The 25,415-nt window shown below is 45.3% G+C and carries 24 protein-coding genes and 1 tRNA gene; 15 read left to right on the forward strand and 10 right to left on the reverse strand.

The features are described from left to right. Positions 1–51 precede the first annotated feature (51 nt). Positions 52–1,761 (reverse strand): hypothetical protein, encoded by a 1,710-nt coding sequence (locus VIS94_04325; GenBank protein ID HEY9160297.1) that lies wholly within the window; start codon positions 1,759–1,761, stop codon positions 52–54. A 449-nt stretch (positions 1,762–2,210) separates the two neighbouring features. Between VIS94_04325 and VIS94_04330 the strand changes: the two genes are divergently transcribed. The 4 genes from VIS94_04330 to VIS94_04345 all read left to right on the forward strand — a co-directional run bounded on the left by VIS94_04330 (position 2,211) and on the right by VIS94_04345 (position 6,088). Beyond that, positions 2,211–3,911: a glycosyltransferase family 39 protein gene (locus VIS94_04330; GenBank protein ID HEY9160298.1), complete on the forward strand. Its 1,701-nt coding sequence runs from the start codon at positions 2,211–2,213 to the stop codon at positions 3,909–3,911. 63 nt (positions 3,912–3,974) lie between these two features. Continuing rightward, positions 3,975–4,808: a MoxR family ATPase gene (locus VIS94_04335; protein ID HEY9160299.1), complete on the forward strand. Its 834-nt coding sequence runs from the start codon at positions 3,975–3,977 to the stop codon at positions 4,806–4,808. Positions 4,809–4,813: 5 nt separating this feature from the next. Further along, a complete protein-coding gene (locus VIS94_04340) occupies positions 4,814–6,004 on the forward strand; it encodes a hypothetical protein (GenBank protein HEY9160300.1) in 1,191 nt (396 codons plus the stop codon). Between the two features lie 7 nt (positions 6,005–6,011). Then, a tRNA-Arg gene (locus VIS94_04345) sits at positions 6,012–6,088 on the forward strand. A gap of 10 nt (positions 6,089–6,098) precedes the next feature. Here VIS94_04345 and VIS94_04350 read toward each other — a convergent pair. The 8 genes from VIS94_04350 to VIS94_04385 all read right to left on the reverse strand — a co-directional run bounded on the left by VIS94_04350 (position 6,099) and on the right by VIS94_04385 (position 14,343). Beyond that, a complete protein-coding gene (locus VIS94_04350; GenBank protein HEY9160301.1) occupies positions 6,099–7,220 on the reverse strand; it encodes an ABC transporter permease in 1,122 nt (373 codons plus the stop codon). Continuing rightward, entirely contained in the window at positions 7,217–8,350 is a 1,134-nt protein-coding gene (locus VIS94_04355; GenBank protein HEY9160302.1) for an ABC transporter permease, read from the reverse strand. The genes VIS94_04350 and VIS94_04355 overlap by 4 nt, the downstream gene beginning before the upstream one ends. Further along, positions 8,347–9,102, reverse strand: a complete 756-nt coding sequence (locus tag VIS94_04360) for an ABC transporter ATP-binding protein (protein ID HEY9160303.1) — start codon at positions 9,100–9,102, stop codon at positions 8,347–8,349. Before VIS94_04360 ends, VIS94_04355 begins: the two co-directional genes overlap by 4 nt. Continuing rightward, positions 9,083–9,850: an ABC transporter ATP-binding protein gene (locus VIS94_04365; protein ID HEY9160304.1), complete on the reverse strand. Its 768-nt coding sequence runs from the start codon at positions 9,848–9,850 to the stop codon at positions 9,083–9,085. Before VIS94_04365 ends, VIS94_04360 begins: the two co-directional genes overlap by 20 nt. 23 nt (positions 9,851–9,873) lie before the next feature. Beyond that, a complete protein-coding gene (locus VIS94_04370; GenBank protein HEY9160305.1) occupies positions 9,874–10,884 on the reverse strand; it encodes an efflux RND transporter periplasmic adaptor subunit in 1,011 nt (336 codons plus the stop codon). Then, positions 10,881–12,239, reverse strand: a complete 1,359-nt coding sequence (locus VIS94_04375; protein ID HEY9160306.1) for a TolC family protein — start codon at positions 12,237–12,239, stop codon at positions 10,881–10,883. The genes VIS94_04370 and VIS94_04375 overlap by 4 nt, the downstream gene beginning before the upstream one ends. A 3-nt stretch (positions 12,240–12,242) precedes the next feature. Next, entirely contained in the window at positions 12,243–12,875 is a 633-nt protein-coding gene (locus VIS94_04380; protein HEY9160307.1) for a TetR/AcrR family transcriptional regulator, read from the reverse strand. Between the two features lie 202 nt (positions 12,876–13,077). After that, a complete protein-coding gene (locus VIS94_04385) occupies positions 13,078–14,343 on the reverse strand; it encodes a coproporphyrinogen III oxidase family protein (GenBank protein HEY9160308.1) in 1,266 nt (421 codons plus the stop codon). Between the two features lie 130 nt (positions 14,344–14,473). On the opposite strand from VIS94_04385, the gene VIS94_04390 reads away from it, so the two are divergent. Then, the gene (locus VIS94_04390; GenBank protein ID HEY9160309.1) at positions 14,474–15,124 is read left to right on the forward strand and encodes a rhomboid family intramembrane serine protease; all 651 of its coding nucleotides are present in this window, start codon (positions 14,474–14,476) and stop codon (positions 15,122–15,124) included. Positions 15,125–15,143: 19 nt separating this feature from the next. Here VIS94_04390 and VIS94_04395 read toward each other — a convergent pair whose 3' ends face one another. After that, complete coding sequence (locus VIS94_04395; protein HEY9160310.1) at positions 15,144–16,178, reverse strand: acetylxylan esterase; 1,035 nt, start codon at positions 16,176–16,178, stop codon at positions 15,144–15,146. 98 nt (positions 16,179–16,276) lie between these two features. On the opposite strand from VIS94_04395, the gene VIS94_04400 reads away from it, so the two are divergent. The 10 genes from VIS94_04400 (at position 16,277) to acpS (ending at position 25,415) form a co-directional block, all read left to right on the forward strand. Next, on the forward strand, positions 16,277–16,651 hold the full coding sequence (locus VIS94_04400) for a hypothetical protein (protein ID HEY9160311.1): 375 nt from the start codon (positions 16,277–16,279) through the stop codon (positions 16,649–16,651). Positions 16,652–16,655: 4 nt separating this feature from the next. Then, positions 16,656–17,714: a type IV pilus assembly protein PilM gene (gene pilM / locus VIS94_04405; protein ID HEY9160312.1), complete on the forward strand. Its 1,059-nt coding sequence runs from the start codon at positions 16,656–16,658 to the stop codon at positions 17,712–17,714. Further along, positions 17,708–18,244: a PilN domain-containing protein gene (locus VIS94_04410; protein HEY9160313.1), complete on the forward strand. Its 537-nt coding sequence runs from the start codon at positions 17,708–17,710 to the stop codon at positions 18,242–18,244. The genes pilM and VIS94_04410 overlap by 7 nt, the downstream gene beginning before the upstream one ends. 7 nt (positions 18,245–18,251) lie before the next feature. Then, positions 18,252–18,842 (forward strand): type 4a pilus biogenesis protein PilO, encoded by a 591-nt coding sequence (locus tag VIS94_04415; GenBank protein HEY9160314.1) that lies wholly within the window; start codon positions 18,252–18,254, stop codon positions 18,840–18,842. Further along, complete coding sequence (locus VIS94_04420; GenBank protein HEY9160315.1) at positions 18,839–19,351, forward strand: pilus assembly protein PilP; 513 nt, start codon at positions 18,839–18,841, stop codon at positions 19,349–19,351. The genes VIS94_04415 and VIS94_04420 overlap by 4 nt, the downstream gene beginning before the upstream one ends. Position 19,352: 1 nt before the next feature. Further along, positions 19,353–21,197, forward strand: coding sequence for a type IV pilus secretin PilQ (gene pilQ, locus VIS94_04425; protein ID HEY9160316.1), 1,845 nt, complete (start codon positions 19,353–19,355; stop codon positions 21,195–21,197). Between the two features lie 161 nt (positions 21,198–21,358). After that, positions 21,359–22,072 (forward strand): hypothetical protein, encoded by a 714-nt coding sequence (locus VIS94_04430; protein ID HEY9160317.1) that lies wholly within the window; start codon positions 21,359–21,361, stop codon positions 22,070–22,072. Next, positions 22,062–23,870, forward strand: a complete 1,809-nt coding sequence (gene ftsH / locus VIS94_04435; GenBank protein ID HEY9160318.1) for an ATP-dependent zinc metalloprotease FtsH — start codon at positions 22,062–22,064, stop codon at positions 23,868–23,870. The genes VIS94_04430 and ftsH overlap by 11 nt, the downstream gene beginning before the upstream one ends. Next, positions 23,830–25,047, forward strand: coding sequence for a dihydropteroate synthase (gene folP / locus VIS94_04440; protein ID HEY9160319.1), 1,218 nt, complete (start codon positions 23,830–23,832; stop codon positions 25,045–25,047). Before ftsH ends, folP begins: the two co-directional genes overlap by 41 nt. Then, a complete protein-coding gene (acpS, locus tag VIS94_04445; GenBank protein ID HEY9160320.1) occupies positions 25,044–25,415 on the forward strand; it encodes a holo-ACP synthase in 372 nt (123 codons plus the stop codon). The genes folP and acpS overlap by 4 nt, the downstream gene beginning before the upstream one ends.

Below are 25,415 nucleotides of genomic sequence, written 5' to 3' on the forward strand. Positions count from 1 at the left end.
GCGCCGGGGTTTCCGGCGCCTCTTCTTTTTTACCTTGTGATTCAGTTCAGATTAGAATGTAACTTTCGCAATCCAGCGCGCTGCGTAAGTGTCTTTGAGCTCTTTACCGGTTCCATTCCAAGTGTTCACCTTGATAGTTTCAGGAATTGGCCGTCCTGTTATCGGATTTATCTGCATTGTAAGATACTTTGACCCTACTTCCCTGAAGGCGTTTTCAACAAGCTCTTTGTAAAAGTTTCCAGGCTTGTAGTAGGCAAGGTCTATTCCGAATGAAAGGTTGTCCATCCACTGATAGTTCAGGCGGCCTCTCACTTCCCAGCCGAGGTCCTTTGATACGCTTGATTGATAGGAAGTATCAGGGAGCACTCCCGGCATCATGCTTGGCATGCTTGGCCCGGCGTATTCTAAATAAAGATTATTATCATCATCTGAATAATATCTAACGATCTTACTTTCAAGGCTTGTAGGTGCAACAGCATTGGCAAGTCCGTAAGTTGAAAAATTATAGCTACCATCTTCATTAACGCTTGTAATAGCACTGTTTGCAGCATACCAGTTTTCGAGATACTTTGTATTTTCTTTCTGACCAATAACAAAGTTTACATCAGCTTTCAGTTTGTCTGTGAATTTGTATGCAAGGTTAAGGCGGCCCAGTATGGCGTTTGTGAAGCTGTAATTGCCGTCAACGCGAGGATCGCCAAGTGCTGCCTGTGTAGCATAGGTTTCAAATGCATATGCGTAAATATCATGGACATCGTTCATGAGCCATGTATCAAGGTTTTCGCCGTCATCAAGATATGCAGATACGAACTGAGGTTTCTTTGCGCCAGGAAGATATGCGCCGTCTATCTGTATCGCAGCATTGCCAGGTGTGATTCCAAAGCCCAGCCATGCACCCCATACGTTATCGGCTTTCCAGTCAGTTTCTGTACCGATATATGATCCAACCGGAGAGCCGGTCTGCAGGAGAGGACCGTTTCCATATGCAAGTTTCATATTCATTTTTACAAGGTCGTTGAACTTCTGGTTGAACCAGAGGTGAGGATAGATGATCCTGGTCTGTGCATGGCCTGGACCTGAATATTTATAGGCAAGCCTGAAGTCGAACAGGGTATTTGCATTTTCCAGTTTGGCGATACCTTCAAATTCATCCTGGTCACCAGTGTTGTGGCTATTCTTTGTTCCCATTGCAGTGCCAAGTTCCTGCTTCTTGTTCCAGACAACACCAAAGACCCAATCTTTTGCGGCCGGAACCTGGATGAACCAGCCGATACCCGTGAAGTCTTTTGTTTTACCGGCAATGAACTTGCCTATGCCTGTTGTGACATCGGCATAGAGCTGGTCAACCGTGAATGTGTTGTACTGGCTGTACGGCTTGTAATTACGAGTATTGAGTTTTGACCCGGTGTCTGACGGATCCACAATAGCGCCGGTCGGTACGAATTCACTGTAAGCCTGATAAATACCGTCCCAGTTGACTTCGTCATCCCTTGATATCTTGTTGTCGAAAACTTCAAGGTCACCAACAATTTTGATCTTGTCATTTACAATAATCTGCGGATAAAGATTGAAATAATGCTTCAAATACATGTCCGTGACAGGAAATGTCAGATTATCCGGAATGTCCATTATCATCGGATATGCATAATACCGGCCCTGAATTTCGTATTTGCCCCCCAGTTTAAAATCAACAGCCCATGCCGGCATTGCAAAGGCCATTGCAACAACTAAGAGCAGTACCCATTTTCCCCATTTACCCATACCCTTTCCTCCTTATGCTTTGTTTTTTATTTCCCCAAATAAGGTTGTGGTTCTTGGATGAGTGCTCTGGGTGCGGTTCTCTAGTTGTTTATGCAATCTCTTTTTATATGCCCATTATTTAGACATATCCCTACCCAATGTCAATACAACATACATGCCATTTTGTAAATAAATTGCCATAATTAGCATTTTGTAATGATGGCAGGTATCGGGCTGTGATATATGCTGAAATTAAGAAACCAAGTATAATCAATATGATAAAATAATAATGTATGCTCTGCAGAGGCTTCAATAATTTCAGAAGACAGGTTTTCATGGCAGTTCGAAGGCCATTGACTATTCGGGCATGTTGTAAGTATTCAACAGGTTTGTGTGTATTATTGCAAAGATGACACAGGATCCTCAGGAATATATTGACAAAACAGGCTTGCAGTGTGATTGGGTGTGAAATGACAGAAGGTGCTTCAAAAATCTTAAAATGGCTTGTTCTGTTTATAATCCCGCTTCTGATATATATTGCCTCGTTGCCCGCGATTCCGCTTATTGAGCCTGATGAAGGTCGTTACAGCCTGATTCCTCAGGAGATGATTCAGACCGGAGACTATGTAACTCCGAGACTGAAGGGTGTCGATTACTTTGAAAAACCGGTCCTCGATTACTGGGCGACAGCTGTTTCATTTAAAATATTCGGGGAAAATGCCTTTGCCTCCAGGCTATTCGTGGCCCTTTGCGCCTGGGGCTGCATCATGCTTGCCTATAGGATCGGCAGACGTTTCCATGACGAAAAGACCGGGATTTTTGCTGCGGCTCTGCTTTCCACGACTATATATCATTTTGTAATGGGCAGAGCCCATGTCCTTGACATGCCGCTTACATTCTTTGTCTCAATGGGCATATGGTCATGCTACAGGTTTTTTGAGGACGAACGCCGCAAACGGATATGGCTTTATCTCGCGTATTTTTTTGCAGGACTGGCCTTTTTGTCAAAAGGCCTCATCGGTGTTGTTTTTCCTTTTACAATAGCCTTTTTCTGGCTTGTCTTCAGAAAACGATTCAGGGATATATTCAGGCTGATTTCTCCGGCAGGATTGATCATACTGTTGCTGGTGACCGGCCCGTGGCTTTACCTTGTACAGAAGGCTAATCCTGATTTTTTCAACTTCTTTTTTATTCATGAGCACCTGCAGAGATTTACAACAAAGATTCACAACAGGTATGAACCTTTCTGGTTCTTTATTCCTGTCCTGATTGGCGGCTTCATACCCTGGCTGGGTTATCTGCCCCAGGCGATCAAATATATGAGGCCCAGAATCGGTTTTATCTTTAAAAAGGATGAAACAGCTTTTCTCCTTACATGGGCCGGATTTGTTTTCCTGTTCTTTTCAGCCTCCTCATCCAAGCTTGTGCCATACATTGCACCTGTTTTCATACCGCTTTCGGTTATGCTCGGGCATATATTCAGACAGGGGGACGATGCCCTGAGGCAAGGCAGTCATGTTACTACGGGCATAATAGCATCGTCTGCGGTCTGGCTGCAGTCAGCGGCCATAGGGACGGGGATAGTATTCCTGCCGCTCTTCGATAAGGGAAGCCTTATATCGATGAGCCGGTGGCTGCCATATGTAATTGTCCCTGTCATCATGCTCCTGTGCCTGACTTTCCTGCCCTCAATGGTAAGGAAAAGACTGCGGCAGGGATGGTTTTTCAGCATTTATATTTTCTCGGCAGTGTTCTTTCTCTCGCTGCTTGTGCCTGCGGCAAAATATGTTACGCCGTACAAATCCGCCTTGCCTATTGTCGAGGCCATCAGGGAGCATGTACCCGAAGGCAGCGTTCCCGTTCAGTTCAAGATGAGCAATTACGGCATCGACTTTTATACGCGCATGAAAACGCCTGTAGTCGATGATTATGGCGAGCTTGATTATGGTGTAGCCAAGCTTTCGAATGAGGAGAAGATAAGACGCTTTCCGTCAAGCCGGGATTTCTTCGAACAGTATAAAAAATCAGGCGAAGAATGGTGCGTTACTGACGACATATACAAGGTTGACATCCTGAAAGAGAAGTCTCCCGCCGCAGAAGTCCTCTGGCAGAACAGGGAATACTTCCTCATACATATGAAAAAAGGGACATCAATAGGCGGAAAACCATGATATTGAAACACCCCCTTATGTGTGTTATGCCGCATGAAATCAAAGTTCTGTATGGAGACAACGATGGGAAAAGACTCATTTACCGGAACAAAATCATATGTCCTTGATCCAGAACTTGCACGCATAGTCAATGCATCAATCAGGCTTGAGATGCCGCTACTCCTCAAAGGTGAACCCGGTACCGGCAAAACACTGCTTGCATATGCCATTGCGGAAAATCTGGGCATGCCGCTTATCATCCTGAACGTTAAGTCGAGTATGAAGGCGGTCGAGGCGCTTTATCAGTACGATACCCTGACGCGCCTCAATGACAGCCGTTTTGGTGATTCGTCACGTGATGTAAGCAGCATTGAGGACTATATAAAAATGGGAAAGATAGGACAGGCCTTTACAGCCGACAGCCGCGTCGTCCTGCTAATAGACGAGATCGACAAGGCCGATACAGACTTTCAGGATGACCTGCTGGATGTGCTTGACCAGATGAGTTTTGATATAATCGAAATCGACAGGACTATTAAAGCGAAAAACCGGCCTATCATTATCATTACATCCAACGCCAAGAAAGATCTTTCGGATCCGTTTCTCGGGCGATGCATCTTCCATCATATAGCGTTTCCAGATGCAGATATGATGAGAAAGATAGTGCTCGCACACTTCCCTTCAATCGAAAAAAAGATAAGCGAGGCATGCATAGAGGCTTTTTACAGGCTGAGGGAGGTAAAAGGCATCGAGAAAAAGCCCGCCACGCGCGAACTCATAAACTGGATACGCATCCTTCTCATGGATAAGGAATTCGATACACAGTACCTTGCAAAAAGGGATGTCCCGTACCTTGGCGTTCTGTTCAAGAAAAGCGAAGACCTGAAACTTGCCCAGAGGTACACGGGCGGGTACTAGATAACGTGTTCTCGGAATTTTTCTATACGCTCAGAGACCGGGGCATACCGGTCGGTCCAACAGGGTTTCTGAGGCTTCAGGAGGCCCTTGACAAAGGTCTTATACTGAGCCTTGACGACCTGTACTGCATCAGCCGCGCGGTCATGATCAAGAGCGAACGCTATTTCGACATGTATGACAGGGTGTTTGCACACCACTTCAAAGGGGCAGATCTCCCGGAAGACCTTGCCGACGAGATAGAAAAGGCAATAGCCGCGATGCTCGAAGAATGGCTGAAAGACCCGGTCAAAATGGCGGAATTTCTGGGAATGAGCGTGGAAGACGTCAAGAAGCTTACGCCTCAGGAACTTGAGGAATACTTCAGGAAAAGACTTGAAGACCAGAAGGAGCGCCATGACGGAGGTAACCGCTGGATAGGCACGGGCGGGACATCACCTGTGGGCCATTCGGGATTTCATCCGGGCGGCATGCGCGTGGGCGGTGCATCACGAAACCATTCCGCGGTAAAGGTAGCGCTTGAAAGGCGATATCGTGATTATACCCAGGATCAGCGCCTCGGGCCCGCACAGATTTCAGATGCATTGAAACGCCTGAGATATATGGTGCCTGCGGGTCCCAAGGACAGCCTTAATGTTGAAAAAACGATAAAGGAAACCATGAAGAATGCAGGCGAAATAGAGATAGTATTTGATAGGAGACTCAAGGACAAACTCAAGGTCATTCTTATGATAGACAACGGCGGCTACTCTATGGACCCCTATGTAAACGTGGTGCAGGTACTGTTCAATCACGCCAAATCACAGTTCAAGGACGTGAAGTTTTATTTCTTCCACAACACCGTGTATTCACGTGTCTGGGCGGATCCCCAGCGAATGAGCAAGGCATTTGCTATCGAGGACTTTGCACGGATGGACCCTGAGACCAGGCTAATCATGGTTGGAGATGCGTCAATGGCGCCATACGAACTTTACAGCCGCTACGGCAGCATCTATTACGGTTCCCAGATGCAGCGACCAAGTATCGACAGCCTCGTATTTCTTGCAAAAACCTTCAGACATAGTGTATGGCTTAACCCCAAGCACGAATACACCTGGCCCGGCACTGAGACCATAATGGCGATTTCCGAGATATTCCCGATGTACGAACTGACGCTTGACGGTCTCGACGATGCCGTAGGCCATCTGATGAAGAAATGACGGATATGCGCTCGTAGCTCAGTTGGATAGAGCGTAGGCCTCCGGAGCCTAAGGTCGCAGGTTCGATCCCTGTCGAGCGCGCCAGTTTCGATTATCAGTCCAGTCGTTTATGGAACCTGAGAGTGGCGCTTGCAAAAAGGATCAGACCCAGTATGCCGAGTGCCAGAAACTGCTTCCATAGCACCTCAATTCCTACACCCTTTAAAAATATCCCCCTGATAATGACCAGGAAATACCGTAGAGGATTGAGATACGTGAGCCATTGAACGGGTTCCGGCATGTTGCTTATGGGAAATACAAAACCGGAAAGCATGAACACCGGCAGCACCACGAAAAATGTAGACATCATGGCCTGCTGCTGCGTCCTGCTGACCGTTGAAATAAAAAGACCCATTCCGAGCGAACTCAGAAGGAACAGGATCGATGCCGCGAAAAGAAGCCATGCGCTTCCCGCCATGGGGACGTCGAACCAGTATTTTGCAAAGGCAATGACTATCCACATCTGTATGAGCGAGATAATTATAAAGGGTATGGTCTTTCCCATGATAAATTCGGAGGATTTTATCGGAGTTACTATCACCTGCTCCATCGTCCCGGATTCTTTTTCGCGGATGATGGCAATGGATGTAAACAGAAGACTCAGTAGCATGATAAGAAAGGCCACAATCCCGGGCACGAAGAAATGGCGGCTGTTGATATTGGGGTTGTACCATTGCCTCAGGCGCATATCCACCTGCGCGAACTGCATATTCTGTGGATATATGCGCTTCATCATCATGCGGTTGTACTGGTCAAGGACCATTACCGTATAGGATATTCTGATAAATGCCATGTTGCTCATGCACCCGTCGGCGATTATCTGGACGTCTGCGGTATTCCCCTTTTTCATCTTTTCGCTCATATCAGGCGCGATATTAATCCCTATGTCCACCTTGTTGTCCATAACCAGCCTCCCGAGAGCCTTTTCACTCTCGGGAAAGTGAGTGATCCTGAATATTTTATTGCTGCTGAATGCCTCGATGAATTCCCTGCTTTCATTTGTACGGGCCTGGTCGAATACGGCTACCTGAATATTGTTGATGTCGAAATTGACGACATAACCGAATACAAGGATCTGAACGAGCGGAGCTATTATCAGAAGCGGCCTGTTCTTTCTGTCACGGAAGAGCTCTATGAACTCCTTCCTTACAAGCTCCCTTATCCTGAGCCAGTTCACAACCCCTCCTTTTTGAGAAGCAGATAATTGATCGAGGTTAATATTACAGGGATTGCAGCAAGGACTGCATAATCGGTCCAGACTGCAGAAAAGCCAACATCCCTTAGGAAGATGTCACTCAGAATGCTGATGTAATATTTTGCAGGCACAAAATATGTTATCAGCTGAAGGGCTTTCGGCATATTGGTGATCGGAAATACAAAATTTGAAAGCAGGAACGAGGGGAGGTAGGTGATAAGTATGGCCGCCTGGTTTGCAACAAGCTGGTTCTTGATGGAGGTGGAAAGCAGCAGTCCTATCGATATAGCTACAAAGACATAAAGGGTTGATGCAAACATCATGATCCAGAAACTTTCCTTCATGACCACGTTGAACAGGATCTGACCCATGAATATCGAAACCAGGACGTCGATAATGGCTATGAGATAATACGGGACAGCCTTTCCGATCATGAACTCCATTGCTCCAAGAGGAATGGACTTTAACGTTTCCATCGTGCCGTTTTCGTATTCCCTTGCAACCACCAGGGATGTCAGCAGGGTCCCTGCGATGATAATTATTATGGCTATAATACCCGGGATTATGAAATTTCTACTCAGGAGGTTCTCATTGAACCATACTCTCAGACATCCGTTTACAGGCGGGTCCATAGCCTCCAAACCAGACCTGTTAAGGAAGTCCGCCAGGATAACCTGGTTGTAGGCATTGATAAAACCATTCACGTATCCCTTGGAGATGTTGGCAAAATTGGGATCGCTGCCGTCGAGTATAACCTGCATTGGCGCCGGTCTGTCAGACCTCAGGTTTTTCGTGAAACCGGGCGGAATGACGAAGGCAAGAGATGCCCTGCCATGATCGAGATAATCGTCGATTTCACCGGAGGAATCGATCGATGCTGTTATGGTGAAATATCGTGAGGCCCCCAGTTCCCTGATGAAATCGCGACTGATGTCAGTCCTGTCCTGGTCGATCACTATTGTTTTTATATGCTCGACATCGAGACTCAGGGCATAGCCGAAGAGAAGTATCAGAAGAACAGGGATGGCGAATGCCATTGCCAGACTCCTGTAATCTCTTGCAAGATGCAGGAATTCATTCATCATTACGGCATTGATCTTTCTGATGTTCATGAAGGGCCACCTGCCATAAGCCTTATGAATGCGTCGTTAAGCGTGGCCCCCGGCTTTTTAGGGCATGTCCTTTCTATTATCTCTTCCGGAGAGCCCTCCGCAACAATATTGCCCAGGTTTATCATGGCGATCCGCTCGCAGTTGAGGGCCTCGTCCATATAATGAGTGGTTACGAATACGGTGATGCCTTCTCCAGAAAGCTTGCGGATGAATTCCCAGAAATGCCTTCTTGTGATCGGATCAACCCCCGATGTGGGCTCGTCCAGAAATATTATGCCCGGTTTGTGGAGCATGGCGCACCCCAGTGCGAGTCTCTGTTTGAAGCCTTGAGGCAGGTCTTTTGTCAGTCTGTTTCTGAACTCTGAAATCCTGGCCATGTCGAGGACCCATTGAGTTCTTTCCTTCCAGAGGCTTTCGGGAACATTATAGACGCCGAGGTAAAACCTGATGTTTTCAAAAGGGGTCATATTTTCATAAAGTGAAAACTTCTGCGACATGTAGCCTATCGAGCTTTTGATTTCATCCGGTTCCTTTATCACATCATATCCTGCTACACTGCCGCCTCCGGACGTGGGTTTCAGAATTCCGCAGAGCATGCGTATAGTTGTCGATTTGCCCGAACCGTTCGAGCCCAGGAAACCGAAAATTTCCCCCTTTCTGACTGAAAAACTTATGCGGTTTACGGCAATGAACTTGCCGAAACGCTTTTCAAGGCTGTTCACGACAATTGAATTATCTTCCGATGTCGTCACCGGCTATCTCCCCGTCGATTTCCGCTATACGCATTATCATGGCATCTTCCAGACTGGCATATCGGGCCTGGATATCCGCAGGCGTTGCAACTTGAAGGACTTTTGACTTATGCATCATTGCAAGCGTGTCGCATTTTTCACCTTCATCGAGGTATGCGGTTGAAATAATTATGGTTTTACCCTGCCTTTTCATTTCATTGAGAATGTCCCAGAATTCCTGTCTCGATACCGGATCGACACCGTTTGTAGGTTCATCGAGGATCAGCACATCAGGTTCGTGTACAAGCACGCATGCAAGGCCCAGTTTCTGCTTCATCCCGCCGGATAGATTGCCTGCCTGCCTGTCTAGATATGGCAGGAGATTGGAAAAGCCCAGATATTTTTCCATCCGGGATTTTCTTTCCTGACCTCTGATCCCGAAAATGTTCATGAAGAAATTAATGTTTTCAAGGACGGTCAGGTCCTGATAAAGACCGAAACGCTGGGGCATATAACCGATTATCTCCTTTACTTTACGCTTGTCAGCAACAACATCGAGGCCGGCTATTTTCATCCTGCCTTCAGATGGTTTTATCATTGTTGCAAGCATGCGGAGCAGGGTCGATTTGCCGGCGCCGTCCGATCCAACAAGACCGAATACCGAACCCCTTGCGGCTTCAAGGCATGCATCATCCACGGCCTTGACCTCCCCGAAGCTCATCGTTACATGCTCGATCTTGATATAGGAATCATCCATGATATCTGCCATTTCTGCCTGTTTGTTATTCCTTATTATTTCAGCCACGCATCTGCCGGAAGCCCCGGTTTTAATGCAAGGTCGGGATTAAAGATGGATATCTTAACAAGATATACGTATTTCACCCGCTCTTCCTTGGTCTGGATAATCTTGGGCGTGAACTCGGCCACCTGAGAAATATAGGAAACATTGCCTTTGAAGACCCTGCCGGGCATGGAATCAATCTTTACCTCCGCAGGCTGTCCCGGCCTTACGTTGCCGATGTCCGTCTCTCTGACATATATCTTGAGATATACCCTTGTGAGATCCGAAATCGTCATAACCTCCCGGCCCGGGTTTACCACTTCTCCGAGTTCTATATTGCGGCTGGTGATTATGCCATCAACTGGCGACAGGAGCCTGGTATAACCAAGTCTTATGGTTGCTTCGTCCAGAGCCGCCTTTGCGACAAGAACCTGGGCGCCTGCCTGGGCGATGTCTTTTTCCGTTGCATCAATCTTTCCGAGGTTGCTGTTTGCAGCCGTCAGTGCTGCTTCCGCCTGTAAATACCTGCTGCTGGCGTTGTCAAAGGCCAGTCTTACGTCATCACGTTCTTTTTCCGTGACCACACCTCTTTTATAAAGTTCAGAATATCTGACATAATTCTTTCTGGCGTTTTCCGTCACGTCCTTTGCGATGGAGAGTGCCGCCTGCGCCTGTCTTACATCGGCAGGAAGGGATTTTTTGTATATGTTAAGAACGTCAACTAGCTGTTCCCTGTTTTTTTGAGCGCGTTCAAGGTTGGATTTCGCCTGCTGAATCCGTGCCCGGTATTCCTCGGTGTCAAGTTCGGCAATCACTTCACCTTCTTTTACGCTTTGTCCTTCATCATAATTAATCCTGTTAACCCTGCCGGAGGTCTGAAATGATATGTTGGACTGGTGCGCATCTATCGTTCCCGAATACCATTGTTCAACGTGTTTGTTTTTTTGCTGCTCACGCCATACGGTGAATCCTACCGCCAGAACAAGAACAAGCAAGACTGCGACTATTACGCTCTTCTTCATTTTATGCCTCCCGATTCATTACCTGTAATTCCGATTACCCTCTCAATCCTTGCCATAAGAATGTTGTAGTCACCGACAGCCCTTGCATAATCGGCCCGGGCCTTTGTCAGTAGGGACTGGGCGTCAAGCACGTCAACAGCGGTACCCAGCTGTTCCTTATATCTTTCAGAACTCACCCTGAAGTTTTCCTCTGCACTCTTGATCATGGATTTGGTTACGCTCACCTGTTTTTCAGCCTCCTTGAGGTCAAGCCATGCCCTTTTTACTTCAAGCGCTATACGGTCTCCTGTCTGAAGTATAGCATTATCGGCCTGGTTTACACGTGCCCTTCCTGCATCAACCCTGTTCTTGGTCTTTCCCCATTCCCAGAAATTCCATGTAGCTGCCGCGGATATATACCAGTCGTCCTGCTGTCTGTAGGGGCTGCCCTGGAGTTCCGGATGATCGCCGTATCGCTCCAATCGTCCGGTTGCCCCGATGACTGGGACAAAGCCTGCTTTTTCAACCTTGAGCAAACTTTCCGATTGTTTCTGGCGTGCAACTGCAGCCTTCATTTCCGGCCTCATATTGATTGCCATGTTGATGCATTCATCAATCCCTCTGTCAAAAGGCACGACCTCAAAGCTGTCGATAATATCCACAGGGGTATTTATTCCTCTTCTGAGGATTGTATTAAAATTTGCATTTGCTATCTCTATGGCATTTTCAGCGGCAAGGAGATTTCGCTGGGCGTTTGCAACTTCCACTTCCGCCCTTAAAAGGTCATTAAGCGGTACCAGATGGACATCATAATAGGCCTTTGCCATGTCTCTGTGCCCCTTAAGCATCTCAACAGATTTGACGGCGGCGTCCTTGACTTTTACAGCCTTTAATATTGAATAATAAGCAGTTTTGACCTCTTCGATCACGATGAGCACGTTTTGACGTTTTTCCTGACTCGCTACATCTTCGCCGGTTTTGTTTGCAAGATAATTGTAGTATATAGCCCCGCCGGTAAAGATGGGCTGCTTGACTTCAAATGCGAGTGTGTAATTGTCTTTTGTACCCGTTGTAATTGTTGTAGCCGGCATGAACGGAGGATTTCCCGGAAAATCGACATAGGGGTCATCGCTGAGTCTGGTATAGTTGTAGGAAGCGCTGAACATGGGTAGGAAACCGGTTCCCGCCTCTTTCTTTTTAGCCCTGGCATAAGAAACACCTTCGTCTGCAGATTTGATGAGGAGGCTGTTTTCGAGAGCGATATTTATTGAATCTGCAAGGCTTAATGGCTTGCCGTCGTTATCGGCGGAAACCGGCTGAGGTTGAATAATTATGAATATAAGCATTAATGATAAACTAATCTTGAGTGTTTTCATTTTTCACCCCCGTTTTGCATAAACAAGCACTGACCTCATTACGAGCCGTTCAATTTCCGATGCAATATGTGAAGATGTCTTTTTACAGATATTCCTGATTTCTCCGGGTGCATTATTCTTCGAGTAAAGGAGCGGGAAAATAGTGTTTGTCGATATTATGCCTCCCATGACCATAACATGGACAAGCTCCGGAATGGTTTCGATAAATACTCCCGATTTTGTTCCGGCTTTGATCACACCTGTAATAATAGAAATAATCCTCAAGATGTCTTTAAAGAATATATCCGGGAGATTGTTACCGCCTGAGGCGATTTCCCGCATCATTATCCGGGGCATTTCGGGATTGCTTGCGATTGCCTTGTTGAAAACCGCTATATATGTTCTCAATTTATCCTCTGGTTTGTCCACCTTCTCGAGCTCCTTTTCTATCTGCTCGACGACATTTCCAATTATCGAATGCAACACTTGGGCATACAATTCGTGTTTGTCTCCTATATGGTAGTAAAGCATAGCCTTGTTTACGCAAGCCTTGCGGGCGATTTCGTCGACACGAGCACCCTCAAAGCCCTTATCCGCAAACTCCTTTCTGGCTGCAGCAAGAATATTTTCAATGGCCACGCCTTTTTTTTCAGGCATATTTATCACCTTTTCTGCTTGTTAACTAAATAGTAGGTTAAACTAACCGGTTGGTTAACACTATTTAAAAATAAAAACAAGATTTTTTTGAGACTCCTGCACGACTTAGGTTTTTGTCATTTCGAAAGGGCAGCCTGGGCAGTTGTGCAGGAGTCTTTAATGTATCCGCTGCGCTTGCGTTTTGGGGCAATATCCCAGGATATCATTCGTATTCGCTTCCTGCCTCCAGTCTGCTCATATCCCTGAAATTATCAACTCCGGTAAAGAATTCCCTCATCATTATTACCCAGTAATAACGCCCTTTTTCAGTAAGCTGAAGGCTGTCGTGAGTGGTATTCAAAGCCCCGATGAGGGTAAAAAACAGGCATTCAAGAGGCAAAAGCGTCCATGGGTCTTTGCCAAACCTTTGAACGAACATGCTTCTTGGCACCTTTAATCCGAAAAGACCCATCAGAAACGCGTATCGGGCTAGTTCTTTTCTGGAGAATTTCTTTTTTGCATAAACCGGGAGCCTCCCTTCCCGGATGTCTTTCATATATCGTCCTATCGAAAATGTGTTTGCATATATATAACCGCCTGACAGACCGAAAGCCCCGCTTCCTGCGCCGGCATAGTCTTCGTTTGATGTGACATATTCGTCTATCATTGCATCAGAAAGGGAAAAACACCATGCGGATTGCGGATGATAATCGGTCGAAAGGTTTTTCGATATCAGTTCATTAAAGAGGCGCTCTTTCCTGAAACTGTGAGCCCCCATGATTTTCTTCATTTCTCGTATGGTTTCATCAGATACCATCAGGGGATAAAACGTTACCTGATCGGGCTTTATATTATTAAGTGTATATACATCATTAAGCAACTGGTCTCTGTTTTGAACCGGGAAATTGTAGATCATGTCAATATTCAAGGTTCTGACAATATTCTTCGCTTTTGATATTTTTTCTATCAGTTCATTACCACTGCCGTATTTTTCATATCTTCCGATCAGTTTGAGTATTTTATCATCAAAAGTCTGGACTCCTACCGACACCCTCCCTGCTCCCAGGTCGGACAAAACGGAAAGGGTCTCTCTGTTAAGCGAATCAGGGTTGGTTTCAACAGAAATGTCTTTTGGTTTAAACAGGCTGTTCAAGTGTTTCAGTGTTTTAACCAGTTCATCCATCAATATAGTCGGGGTTCCGCCGCCGATATAAATTTCTGAAAACCTGAAACCTTTTTGATGGTATATATCGAGCTCTTTTCTGAGCGCCTGGAAATACGATCTTGTCAGGTCTTCTCTGAACACAACCCTGTGGAATGAACAATAAGGGCACAACACCCTGCAGAATGGAATATGCATATATAACTGAATATCCCGTGCTGGAGCATCAGGTGGTTCGCAATGGCCCAATTCGCTGAACGCCAGATAATCCTTTGTTTTAAACCGCATGAACCTGGAAATAAATGCATCGATTGTCATGCCGCACATATTATTTCTTTAAGGGTTTATGTGTCCATACTTAACATCAGCTCATTTGCAAATTGCATATCATATTGGTTGAACAGTGATTTCGTGTTACGGAGTGTCTAAAATAATTCAATGGAGGGCCTTACAGGCCGTGATACCGGTTAAGGACACTTCTTCAAAAGGATTTGCTGCGGTTACAATATTGATTATATGCGCTAATATTGCCATGTTTTTTGAAGAAGTCAGGACAGGCAGCGCCCTGTTTGATTTATATGGTATAAGTCCGCATGACATCTGGCTCTACCTGACAAACGGAAGAGGCAACCTTCTCAGATTGAATCTGTCGATATTCGTATCCGGCTTTATGCATGGAGGATATCTGCATCTTATGAGCAACATGCTTTTTCTGTACGTATTCGGGCCGTCAGTCGAAAAAGAGCTTGGCTGGATGAGGTATGTGGTGTTTTATGCAGTATCAATTTTTGTCTCGTTTTATACTCACGCTCTGTTTTTTCATAATTCAGACATTATTGTCGTAGGTGCATCAGGTGCAATTGCAGCAGTAATGGGTATTTTTATCGTCCTGAAACCCCGGGCTAAAATAACATCGATAATACCAGTCTTCTTTGTTATCAAAATCGTCCATATCCCGGCATTTATTTTTATATTGATATGGTTTGCCCTGCAGGGATTGAACGGATACTTTACTCTTGGCGAACAGACTTCTATAGCATGGTTTTCCCATATAGGCGGTTTTGTTATGGGTTTTGTGTATGGGGCAGTTTACAGGCTGAACAAGTAGATGAGCCTTTCTGTATCGATTACGGCTTCTCCTCATTGAAAAAGGTGTATGATTTCCTGCCTGATATCTCATGACGGCCCTCGAATAGATCCACGCTGAAATTATCTTCCGCGCCAACCTCGCGGTATATCCTCGATATATGTTCTATGGCTGTCTGTACGCCCTTTCTCGGGAATATCATGTCCCTTGAGCCCGATTCGACAAGCAGCTTTCGGGGTGCAATCGCTGACGCGAAGTCGAATATCTCACCGGCAGCCAGGATTCCGGGGATGTAATTATCGGGACAATGCCATACTGACATCACACTGTCTCGGAAAGTATTGATATAGCCGCTGACCACGGTGCGCTTGATGCGCTCGTCAAGACATGCGAAATACAGCGCGACGAGCCCGCCGCCGGAAATGCCCATGCAGCCGATATCCTTGAAGCCCTTTGCCTCCAGCATATCCGTACACCTCATAGCCTGGTATATCCTGAGTGAGGCGGTGGTTAAGCCGTACATAAGTGTATGCAGCGAGATATCCCTGCAGGAATTGCTGTAGAAAGGCTTGAATCCGTCTTTGCGCTTACGCGCTTCACCGAAGCCTATCGGCTCGTAAGCAATTACGGTGTTGCCTCTTTTTACGAGTTCTATGGCGAAATTCTTCTGGTAATTATCCAGAAAATTGATTCTGCGTCGACTGCCGCGTTTGCCTTGACTTATTATCTGACGGCATCCGTAGCCATGTCCGCAGACCGCCACAACTGCGCTTCCTGATGGCAGTTTGGGAGTAAGCAGGTAACAGAGCGTATTCCAGCCATCACATAACTCAAGGGAAATGGTTTCCTGAATGAAACCTTCTCTGTCTTCAGTCTTTACGATCTCGGGTCTGAGGTTCTTGATCTGTGCGGGGATCCTTTCTATTGCAAGAATCTCCGCAAGCTGTCCGCGCAGGGCCTTGGAGACCTTCAGACATTCTTCCCTGCCTCTTACGTCCTTGTAGGGGGAACGGTATATCTGTCTGTAAAGGCTGTCCAGGTATTTGTCCGGTGAATATTTACGTTCTTTCATCATGTTTTTATGAAAATAAACTATTTGAAAAAATATAATTTTTCATCAATATTATAAAAAATAATGTAAAGTTTATTTTTTTGAATCCCGATAGGCTTGACATGAAAGATGAAGAATTAGTTCATTCGGAGTCGATTTATAATGATAACTGCCTAATATTGGTTTATAATATACTTAATGAATATACGGCGACTCATTATAACAGGCTTTATAATGATGGCGGCGCTAACGCTGATTTTTACAGTACCGGGCGAAAAAGGCCTTATTCAGACTTACAGATTGAAAAAGGAGCTTTTTATTCTGCAATCTCAGAATGCAGCCCTGAAACAGGAAAATCAGATGCTTGCTCAGGAGGCAAGCCTGCTGAAGGAAAGCCTTCCCTACATAGAACATATCATCACAAGAGAAATGAATATGGTAAGGCCGGGGGACACCATCGTAATAATAAAAAAGAAAAAGTAATATTTGCGGGGTGAATGAATGCTTTTCGGCAAAAAAACCTTGTTAGGATTGGACATCGGATCACAAAGCATCAAGATGATAGATCTCGAGAAAACCCGGTCCGGATATGAATTAAAATCAATGGGAATTGCTATCGTGCCATCGGAATGTATTGTTGACAAAGATATAATGGATTCGGAAACGGTCGTTGAGACAATACGGAACCTGAGGGATAATCTGAAAATTATTCCGAAAGGCACAGCGACAGCGGTTTCCGGTCATTCTGTAATTGTCAAGAAAGCCGAAATTTCAACAATGTCTAGGGCGGAACTTGAGCAGACGTTGATGATTGAGGCAGAGCAGTACATTCCTTTTGATATCAATGATGTGTATCTGGATTTTCACATACTGGGAGAAAGCCTTGAAAGACAGGACATGATGGATGTCCTTTTTGTTGCATCGAAAAAAGAACTTGTGGATGATTATTCTTCCATTATCAAAAATGCCGGTCTCAAGCCATTGATAGTTGATGTAGATGTCTTTGCAATCGAAAATATGTACCATTCCAATTATCCGGATGCCCCGGAAACCATTGTTGCCCTTGTGGATGTCGGCGCATCAATGATTAATATAAATGTGATGAGAGAAGGGACGTCGATTTTCGCAAGAGACATTTCAATGGGCGGCCGTCAGATGACCGAGCGCATACAAAGGGAATTCGGGGTCAGCTTTGAACGGGCGGAAAATATAAAATGCGGAGCAAGTATTGATGGAATTGATCTCGAGCGTGTAAATTATATTTTCAAAATGGCTTCAGAAACATTCGCTCAGGAAATCAAAAGGACACTGGATTTCTTCCTCTCCACGATGGTTAATGAAAATATAGAAAAGATTTACATAAGCGGCGGTGGTGCAAGAATACCGGGATTGATATCTTTGCTGCAGAAACAGAATGAAGTACCAGTGGAGATTATAAATCCTTTCAATAATATTACATGGAATGAAAAGAACTTCGATCCAGCATATATGGCCTATATTGCTCCACAGATGGCAGTTGCTGTAGGCCTTGCGTTAAGGAGGGCGGATTACAAATGGTAACGATCAATCTGCTTCCAGTAAAAGCTGAGTTAAGGCTGAATGCGATCATACAGCATGTCATTGTATTCGCAGTATGTGTCGGGATAATTGTTGTTGGCCTGGGGATTCTTCAGGGAACCATGAAAAGAGAAAAGACATCGATTGAGAATGATATTCAAAAAACGCAGGTCCAGATTGCAGATCTGAAAGTCAAGGCTGAAGAAATTGAAAAGGTTAAAAAACGCAGGTTGGAACTTGAGAAGAAACTTCAGGTCATCAATGATTTGAGCATTCAGAAAACGGGCCCTGTTGAGGTACTGGATGAATTGAGCATGCTTATTCCTGAAAAGGCATGGATAAGTTCATTTACAAATACCGGTGAAAAGGTTGTGCTGGATGGTACTGCGGTTGATAATACGGTTATTGCCGAATTTATGAAAAGACTGCAGGGGTCGAAACATTACACTGATGTGGAACTCGTTCTTTCTGAACAGGAAGGGCTAAACCATAAATTTGTAATTCAGTGTAAAATTCAAAAGATTCAGAATTGAGGTGGGCATGAATATCAATAAAATAATAGATATTCTGTTGCATCAGAAGCCGGCAGTAAAGATGCTTTCTCTTCTGGCGTTCATTATTGTAATAGTGGGTCTGTACTGGTACTTTTTATATAGACCGATCAGTGATGAAATCAAAGTCCTTCAACCGGAACAGGCCAGGCTGAAAAGCGAACTTATGAAAGTTCAGGCAATTGTTGCTGAAAAGCCTAAGTATGATGCGATGCTCGAGCAGACAAAAATGGATCTTTTGATTGCACTGAGGCAGCTCCCTGATAAAAGTGAGATACCATCACTACTTGAAAATATTTCGTCACTGGGCAAATCTTCAGGACTTGAATTCCTGTTATTCAAACCGAGGGTTGAGTCTCAGAAAAACTTTTATGCGGAGATCCCCGTTGATATAAGGGTTGAAGGAACCTTTAAAGACATTGTCGATTTCTTTGATAAGGTATCAAAAATGCCAAGAATTGTTAACATATCCGATATAACTATTGGTACCCCAAAGAGAGGATATGGTGGTTCTACCATTGTTGATACATCATGCGTTGCAACCACATACAAGTTTATTGAAGGGGTGAGCACGCAATGAACAGGGATATACTGATAGCGGTATTGATCGGGATAGTGCTGGTGTTTTCGGGCTGTTCAGGGAAAAAGGATACTACATCAGCTGACAACCTGTTGTCGGCAAAACCCAAGAGCGTTCAAAAACTGAAACCCGTAATCACTCAGGCACAGGAACCGAAAACGGAATATACGGTTCAGGGTGTAAGAGACCCCTTCCAGCCGTATGAGATTATCAAACTGGATGATATGTCTAAGAAAATGACTGCCGCAGACATATTGCAGAATATAACGCTCGGTCAAATTACTCTGGTAGGCGTTATTCTTGATAAGGATCCCAAAGCCCTTGTCCAGGATGCAAGCAATACGGGTTATATTATCAAGGAAGGCATGCACATCGGAGAGAATTCAGGTATAGTAACAAAAATAAGCAGTGATGGTGTCACTGTAAAACAGCACTTCAAAGACTACATGGGAAAAGTCAACACCAGAGAAGTTGTATTGACGCTTAAGAAAGAAGAGGGGGAAAAGTAGTATGAAGAATAAAATCATACAGCTACTTGTAATAGGCATTATAGCCTTACCTGCTTACTCATATGCATTAACTGTAAAAAGTGTTGACTTTATGAATGTTAAAAACAAGTCACGTATACAGATAGGGTTGGATGGTAAGGCAACTTATGATGTTTCAAAAAATGGTGATTTGGTAACCCTAAAAATTGACGGGGCCAATATCCCATCTGATCTGGCAAGACCTTTTTTAACTTTCGATTTTGTCACACCTGTAGATAGATTTCTACCCAGGCAGGAAGGCAAGGATGTCATTTTTGAGATAACGATGAAAAAAATGTCTCCATATTTCATTACTCAGGACAAGAACCAGATCCTTATGGATTTTGATATCCCGGCGGATATGAAGGAAACTAAGAAAATCAGCCGCAAGGATGTTCCCGAGGTTGCCTCTGGTCAATCCAAGAAAAAAGCTTCCGGTACTAAGGCTACAGCTGTTTCCAAGGCTGATGTGGATGACCTCTCGCCCGGCCCCAAACAGGCGGCGGTTCTGGACACATTCAAGCCTAAATATAAGGGTCAGCCTATAACACTGGATTTCCAGAATGCAGATATTCAAAATGTGTTGAGGATAATAGCGGATGTAAGCGGGATGAATATTGTTACTTCTGATGAAGTCAAGGGACAGATTACTATTCGTTTGAAAGACATCCCCTGGGATCAGGCGCTTGACGTTATTCTTGAGAGTAAAGACCTCTCAAAAATGCAGCTGGGCAATGTTGTAAGGATTGCCCCGGCTGATAAAATAAAGGCAGCCCAGGATAGGCTGATAGCCTCTCAGAAAACGGAAGAACAGTTGGAGCCTCTCTTTACAAGTGTAATCCCGGTAAATTTCTCCAAGGCTACAGAAATGATTAATCTGCTGAAAGGTAAAGAAATTGGAATTCTGACTGAGAGGGGCAGTATAGTTGCCGATGCCAGAACCAATGTTCTTATCGTCAAGGACATACAAAAAAGTGTGGATGCAATTTCAGTAATGATTAAAAGACTTGATAAGCCGACACCACAGGTCCTTATCGCTTCAAGGATAGTACAGGCGGACGATGACTTTACAAAAGCCCTTGGAGTTGCATGGGGCGGCCAGTACAGATCACAGTCAGGCAAGTCGTTCTTCGGGTTGTCGGGAGTGAACAGCAGCTCTTCAGCAACAACCCTTTTTGATTCGACGACAGTTCCCGGCGGGAATCCTAACTGGTCATCCACTACACTTCCTGCTTCTTCAATGCTGGTTAATTTCCCTCAGGGACAGGCGGCAGGGCTTGGAATCACGCTGGGCAGACTGGCAGGAAGCATGTTCGATCTCGATCTAAGGCTTGATATCGGCGAAACGACAGGAGACGCCAAGGTCATTGCAAGGCCTAAAGTTGTTACACTTGACAACAAGAAAGCCACCATAAAGCAGGGTGAAAAATATCCTTATGTAGTTCGAAACCAGGAAGGACAGCTTTCAACTGAACTTAAAGATATAGAGCTGGTACTTGAGGTAACTCCGAGGATAGCATTTGACGGAAGCATAAACATGGAAGTTTCAGTCAAGAGAAACTCCATCGGCGCAACAAAAAATTCACTTGGTGACCCGAGCATTGCTTCGAGAGAAGTCCAGACCGAGGTAATCGTAAGGGATGGAGAAACGGCGGTCATAGGAGGCATAATTGAAGAAGAGATACACAAAGATGTACAGAAGGTGCCATTCCTGGGCGATATTCCAGTAGTTGGATGGCTCTTCAAGGCCAAGAAGAATACAAAAACAAAGAAGGAACTGCTTATATTCATAAGTCCTCATGTTTTGCAGGATATTGCTTCAAATTAAACTTCATTAAGATAATATTGAAAGGGGACCCCGGTTGAATAAGAACCGGGGTTTTTTGTTATGACTTATCCTCTTTTTTCTCGGTAAAGATAATCCACATTGACAGTTGTGGTGTATAATTAATATAAGCTACAGGTACAACTCAGGAGGATAGAAGAAAGATGGCTAATATAGATCGTAAAGAGCTTTTAAAAACACAGGATTCCTTCATTACCGGTACCGGTGCTGTTGTACAATGGATAAAAAACAATCCGTTCAGATTTGGCTCTGCCATACTTATAGTGGTTTTTATCGCCGGTGGAATTTCCGGCTTTCTCTACTGGAAAACATCCCGTGAGGACAAGGCGCTGAGCTATCTTGTTACTGCAGGGAATGACCCTAAGCAGATAGGCGAAATTGCGTCCAAATACACTGACACCAAGGCAGGTAAAATATCAAAGCTGAAGCTTGCAGGGCTTGCATATGACAAATCAGATTTTAAGGATGCTATCAAGAATGCAGATGAATTCATAGATAATTGGGGAACTCAGGATGTTCTTTTTTATCAGGCGATGATGATACGTGCCATGTCATATATTGAGTTGAAGGATATGCCCAAGGCCTTGGAGTCGCTGGATAAATGCGAAAAAGGCGCCTCCGGTTCAATCAAAGATCAAGCGGTATTCCTAAAGGCAGTGGAATTGAATGCATCAGGGAAAAAAAGTGAGGCAATCAATTTGCTGAAGACAATATCGACAGAACAGCCGAAGGCTACCGGAGAGAAAAAGGCTGATATAATATCACAGGAAAAAGGCACTTCAAATTACAGGGATCTGGCAAAAGTTGCTATATCGGATATCGTTTTTTCCGGGGGAGCCGGTGTCAATGCAAAATAAATCAGGAGCCAGCGGCTTTCTGAAGACTGCCGCTTTATGGATTGTAATAATTCTAATAATGGTAATGCTTTATCAGCTGTTTAATCAGACCAAAACGAAAACAACAAAATATGCCTACAGCGACTTTATCCATATCCTCGACAGCGGGAAAGTAAAAGAGGTTAAGATACAGGGGCAGAATATAGAGGGGAAACTGACAAATGATGCTACCTTCGAAACATTCATACCGGACGACCCCAAACTTGTGGACAGACTCCTGACCAAGAATGTAAGGGTTTCTGTTGAGAACAAATCCTCTGACCCGTGGTACATGTCAGTCCTCATTTCATGGATACCCATGCTGCTTCTAATAGGTATCTGGATCCTATTCATGAGACAGATGCAGACTGGCGGGAATAAGGCGATGAGTTTCGGCAGGAGCAAAGCCCGGCTCATGACTCAGGATAAAATGAAAGTAACCTTTGCCGATGTCGCCGGAGTCGACGAGGCCAAGGAGGAACTCTCCGAAATAATTGACTTTCTGAAGGACCCCAAACAGTTTACAACACTCGGTGGAAGAATTCCTAAAGGTGTGTTGCTTTTAGGTCCTCCGGGAACAGGAAAGACATTGCTGGCTAAGGCCGTTGCAGGTGAAGCGGGAAGGCCGTTCTTCAGCATGTCAGGCTCCGACTTCGTAGAGATGTTCGTTGGTGTAGGTGCTTCACGTGTGAGGGACCTTTTTGCCCAGGGCAAACAACATGCGCCATGCATCATATTCATCGATGAAATTGATGCCGTCGGCAGACATAGGGGTGCCGGTCTCGGGGGCGGACACGACGAAAGAGAACAGACTCTCAATCAGCTCCTGGTTGAAATGGACGGATTCGAATCGAACGAAGGGGTCATACTTATGGCTGCCACGAACAGGCCTGACGTACTTGATCCTGCGCTTTTAAGGCCTGGAAGATTTGACAGGCAGGTCGTAGTCGCAAGTCCTGATGTCAAAGGCCGCGAAGGCATACTTGCAGTTCATTCGAGGAAGATACCCCTTTCCGAAAATGTGGATATCAAGATTCTTGCCAAATCCACCCCCGGTTTCTCAGGGGCGGACCTTGCCAATCTGGTTAACGAGGCGGCACTTCTGGCCGCAAGACAGAAAAAGACCAAGGTGGAAATGTCTGACCTGGAAAAAGCCAAGGACAAGGTTTTGATGGGGGTAGAGAGAAAAAGCCTCGTAATATCCGATGAGGAGAAAAGGACCACCGCATATCACGAGGCGGGTCACGCATTGGTGGCCAGGATGCTGCCGAATGCGGATCCAGTCTACAAGGTCAGCATTATTCCCAGGGGAAGGGCTTTGGGTGTTACGCAGCAATTGCCTATGGATGACAGGCATACATACAAGAAGGAATTCCTGCATGACACGATTGCGGTTTTTATGGGCGGCCGTGTAGCGGAGGAAATAGCTTTGAACAGCATGACTACAGGTGCAGGTAATGATATCGAGCGTGCAACCGAGATGGCCAGGCATATGGTTACCGAATGGGGTATGAGTTCGCTCGGGCCGTTAAGCCTTGGAAGCGTAGAACAGGAGATGTTCCTCGGGCGTGAAATTTCCAAGAAGGTCGATTACAGCGAGATGACAGCCCAGAAAATCGATGCTGAAGTCAAGAACATCGTCATGGATGGCTACACCAGGGCCAGAAATATAGTGGAACAGAACAGGGACAAACTTGAAAATCTTGCCCAGAGGCTGCTTGAAAAGGAGGTTGTTGACAGTGTCGAACTCGACAGCATCCTCGGAAAGGCGGCAGCCTAAGGCAAGGCTGCTTTCTTTTCCTGATTATAAAGACCTCATTTCTTGCGGAATCGATCCGGGAGCGCTTCCCTATCTTGAACCCAAGCTATACCACAGGGTTGTTCTCCTGAAGGATGTAAGGCTTTTTGCAGCAAACATAATCAAGCAAACCATGCTTTCCATCGGAGGAGATGCCGCTGTACACCGTTCGGTCATATCGGGTAAAGTTGAGTATTCCGACTGCATTATCATGGGGGATCTCAGGCATTATAAGAATCTTGTCGATAAGCTCAAGATCCAGCCGAATATGTCTGATATTGCCTGTATTATCAGTCAGCAGCTGAATCTGGAAGAAAGGAATTTAAGGCTCAATCTCTGCTCCCGAAAGCTTGAATGGGAAACACGCCCTCTTGTGATGGGGATCGTGAATGTGACGCCGGATTCCTTTTCGGACGGCGGCATGTACGACGAACCTGAAACGGCCATTGAACATGCCCTCGAATTGATCGGCCAGGGTGCGGATATTATAGATGTAGGAGGAGAATCTACTAGGCCAGGTGCATCTACGATAGATGAAAAGACGGAGATTAAAAGGATTCTCCCTGTAGTGAAGGGGATTGCGTTAAAAACGGAGGTGCCTGTAAGCATAGATACGAGGAATGCCTCTGTTGCCGAGGCTGCAATGGATTCAGGCGCCTCCATCATAAATGATGTGAGCTCGATGACGCATGATAAGGATATGATAACTGTGGCAAAAAAAACAGGGGCGGGTATTGTCCTGATGCATATGAGAGGCTCACCGGCTGATATGCAGAGTGACACCATATATGCGGATATAGTTTCAGAGATATATGATTACATAGAGAAAAGGGTCGAGGTCTGTCTTGAGGCGGGCATTGATCCGCTGAGTATAATTATTGATCCGGGCATAGGTTTCGGGAAAAAACTTGAGGGGAACTTGAGTCTGATAAAACACATCAGGGAATTTTCATCGCTTGGGCTGCCCGTGATGCTGGGACATTCAAGGAAGTCGTTTATAGGAAAAGTACTTGATTCAGAGGTTCAGGATAGAGAAGAAGGCACGGATGCCGTGACCTCCTGGGCTGCAATGCAGAATGTCGATATCGTAAGGGTCCATAACGTAATGAGGGCAAAAAGAACAATCAGGATGATCAATTCAATTCTGAGGAGCGAATGATATCGGGAATCGGTATAGACATTGTCGAAATAGACAGAATCAGGAGCCTTATCAAAAGATATGGTGACAGGTTCGTTGAGAGGGTTTTTGCCCCGTGTGAAATATCATATTGCCGGAGTAAAAATGATCCGGCCGCGAATTTTGCCGCTAGGTTTGCCGTGAAGGAGGCCTTTGTCAAGGCACTGGGAACCGGAATGGTGAGCGGTATGAAATTCAGTGATGTCTTTCTCGAAAGTTCTGACAGGCCGGAAATAAAATTGAACGGCATTGCCCGCTCAATCGCAGAATCAAAAGGAATAGCTTCGATGCATGCAAGCATTTCCCATGAAAAAGGTTATGCGATAGCCATAGTAATCCTGGAGGTGTGA

This window comes from Desulfomonilia bacterium (assembly GCA_036567785.1).
GTDB lineage: Bacteria > Desulfobacterota > Desulfomonilia > UBA1062 > UBA1062 > DATCTV01.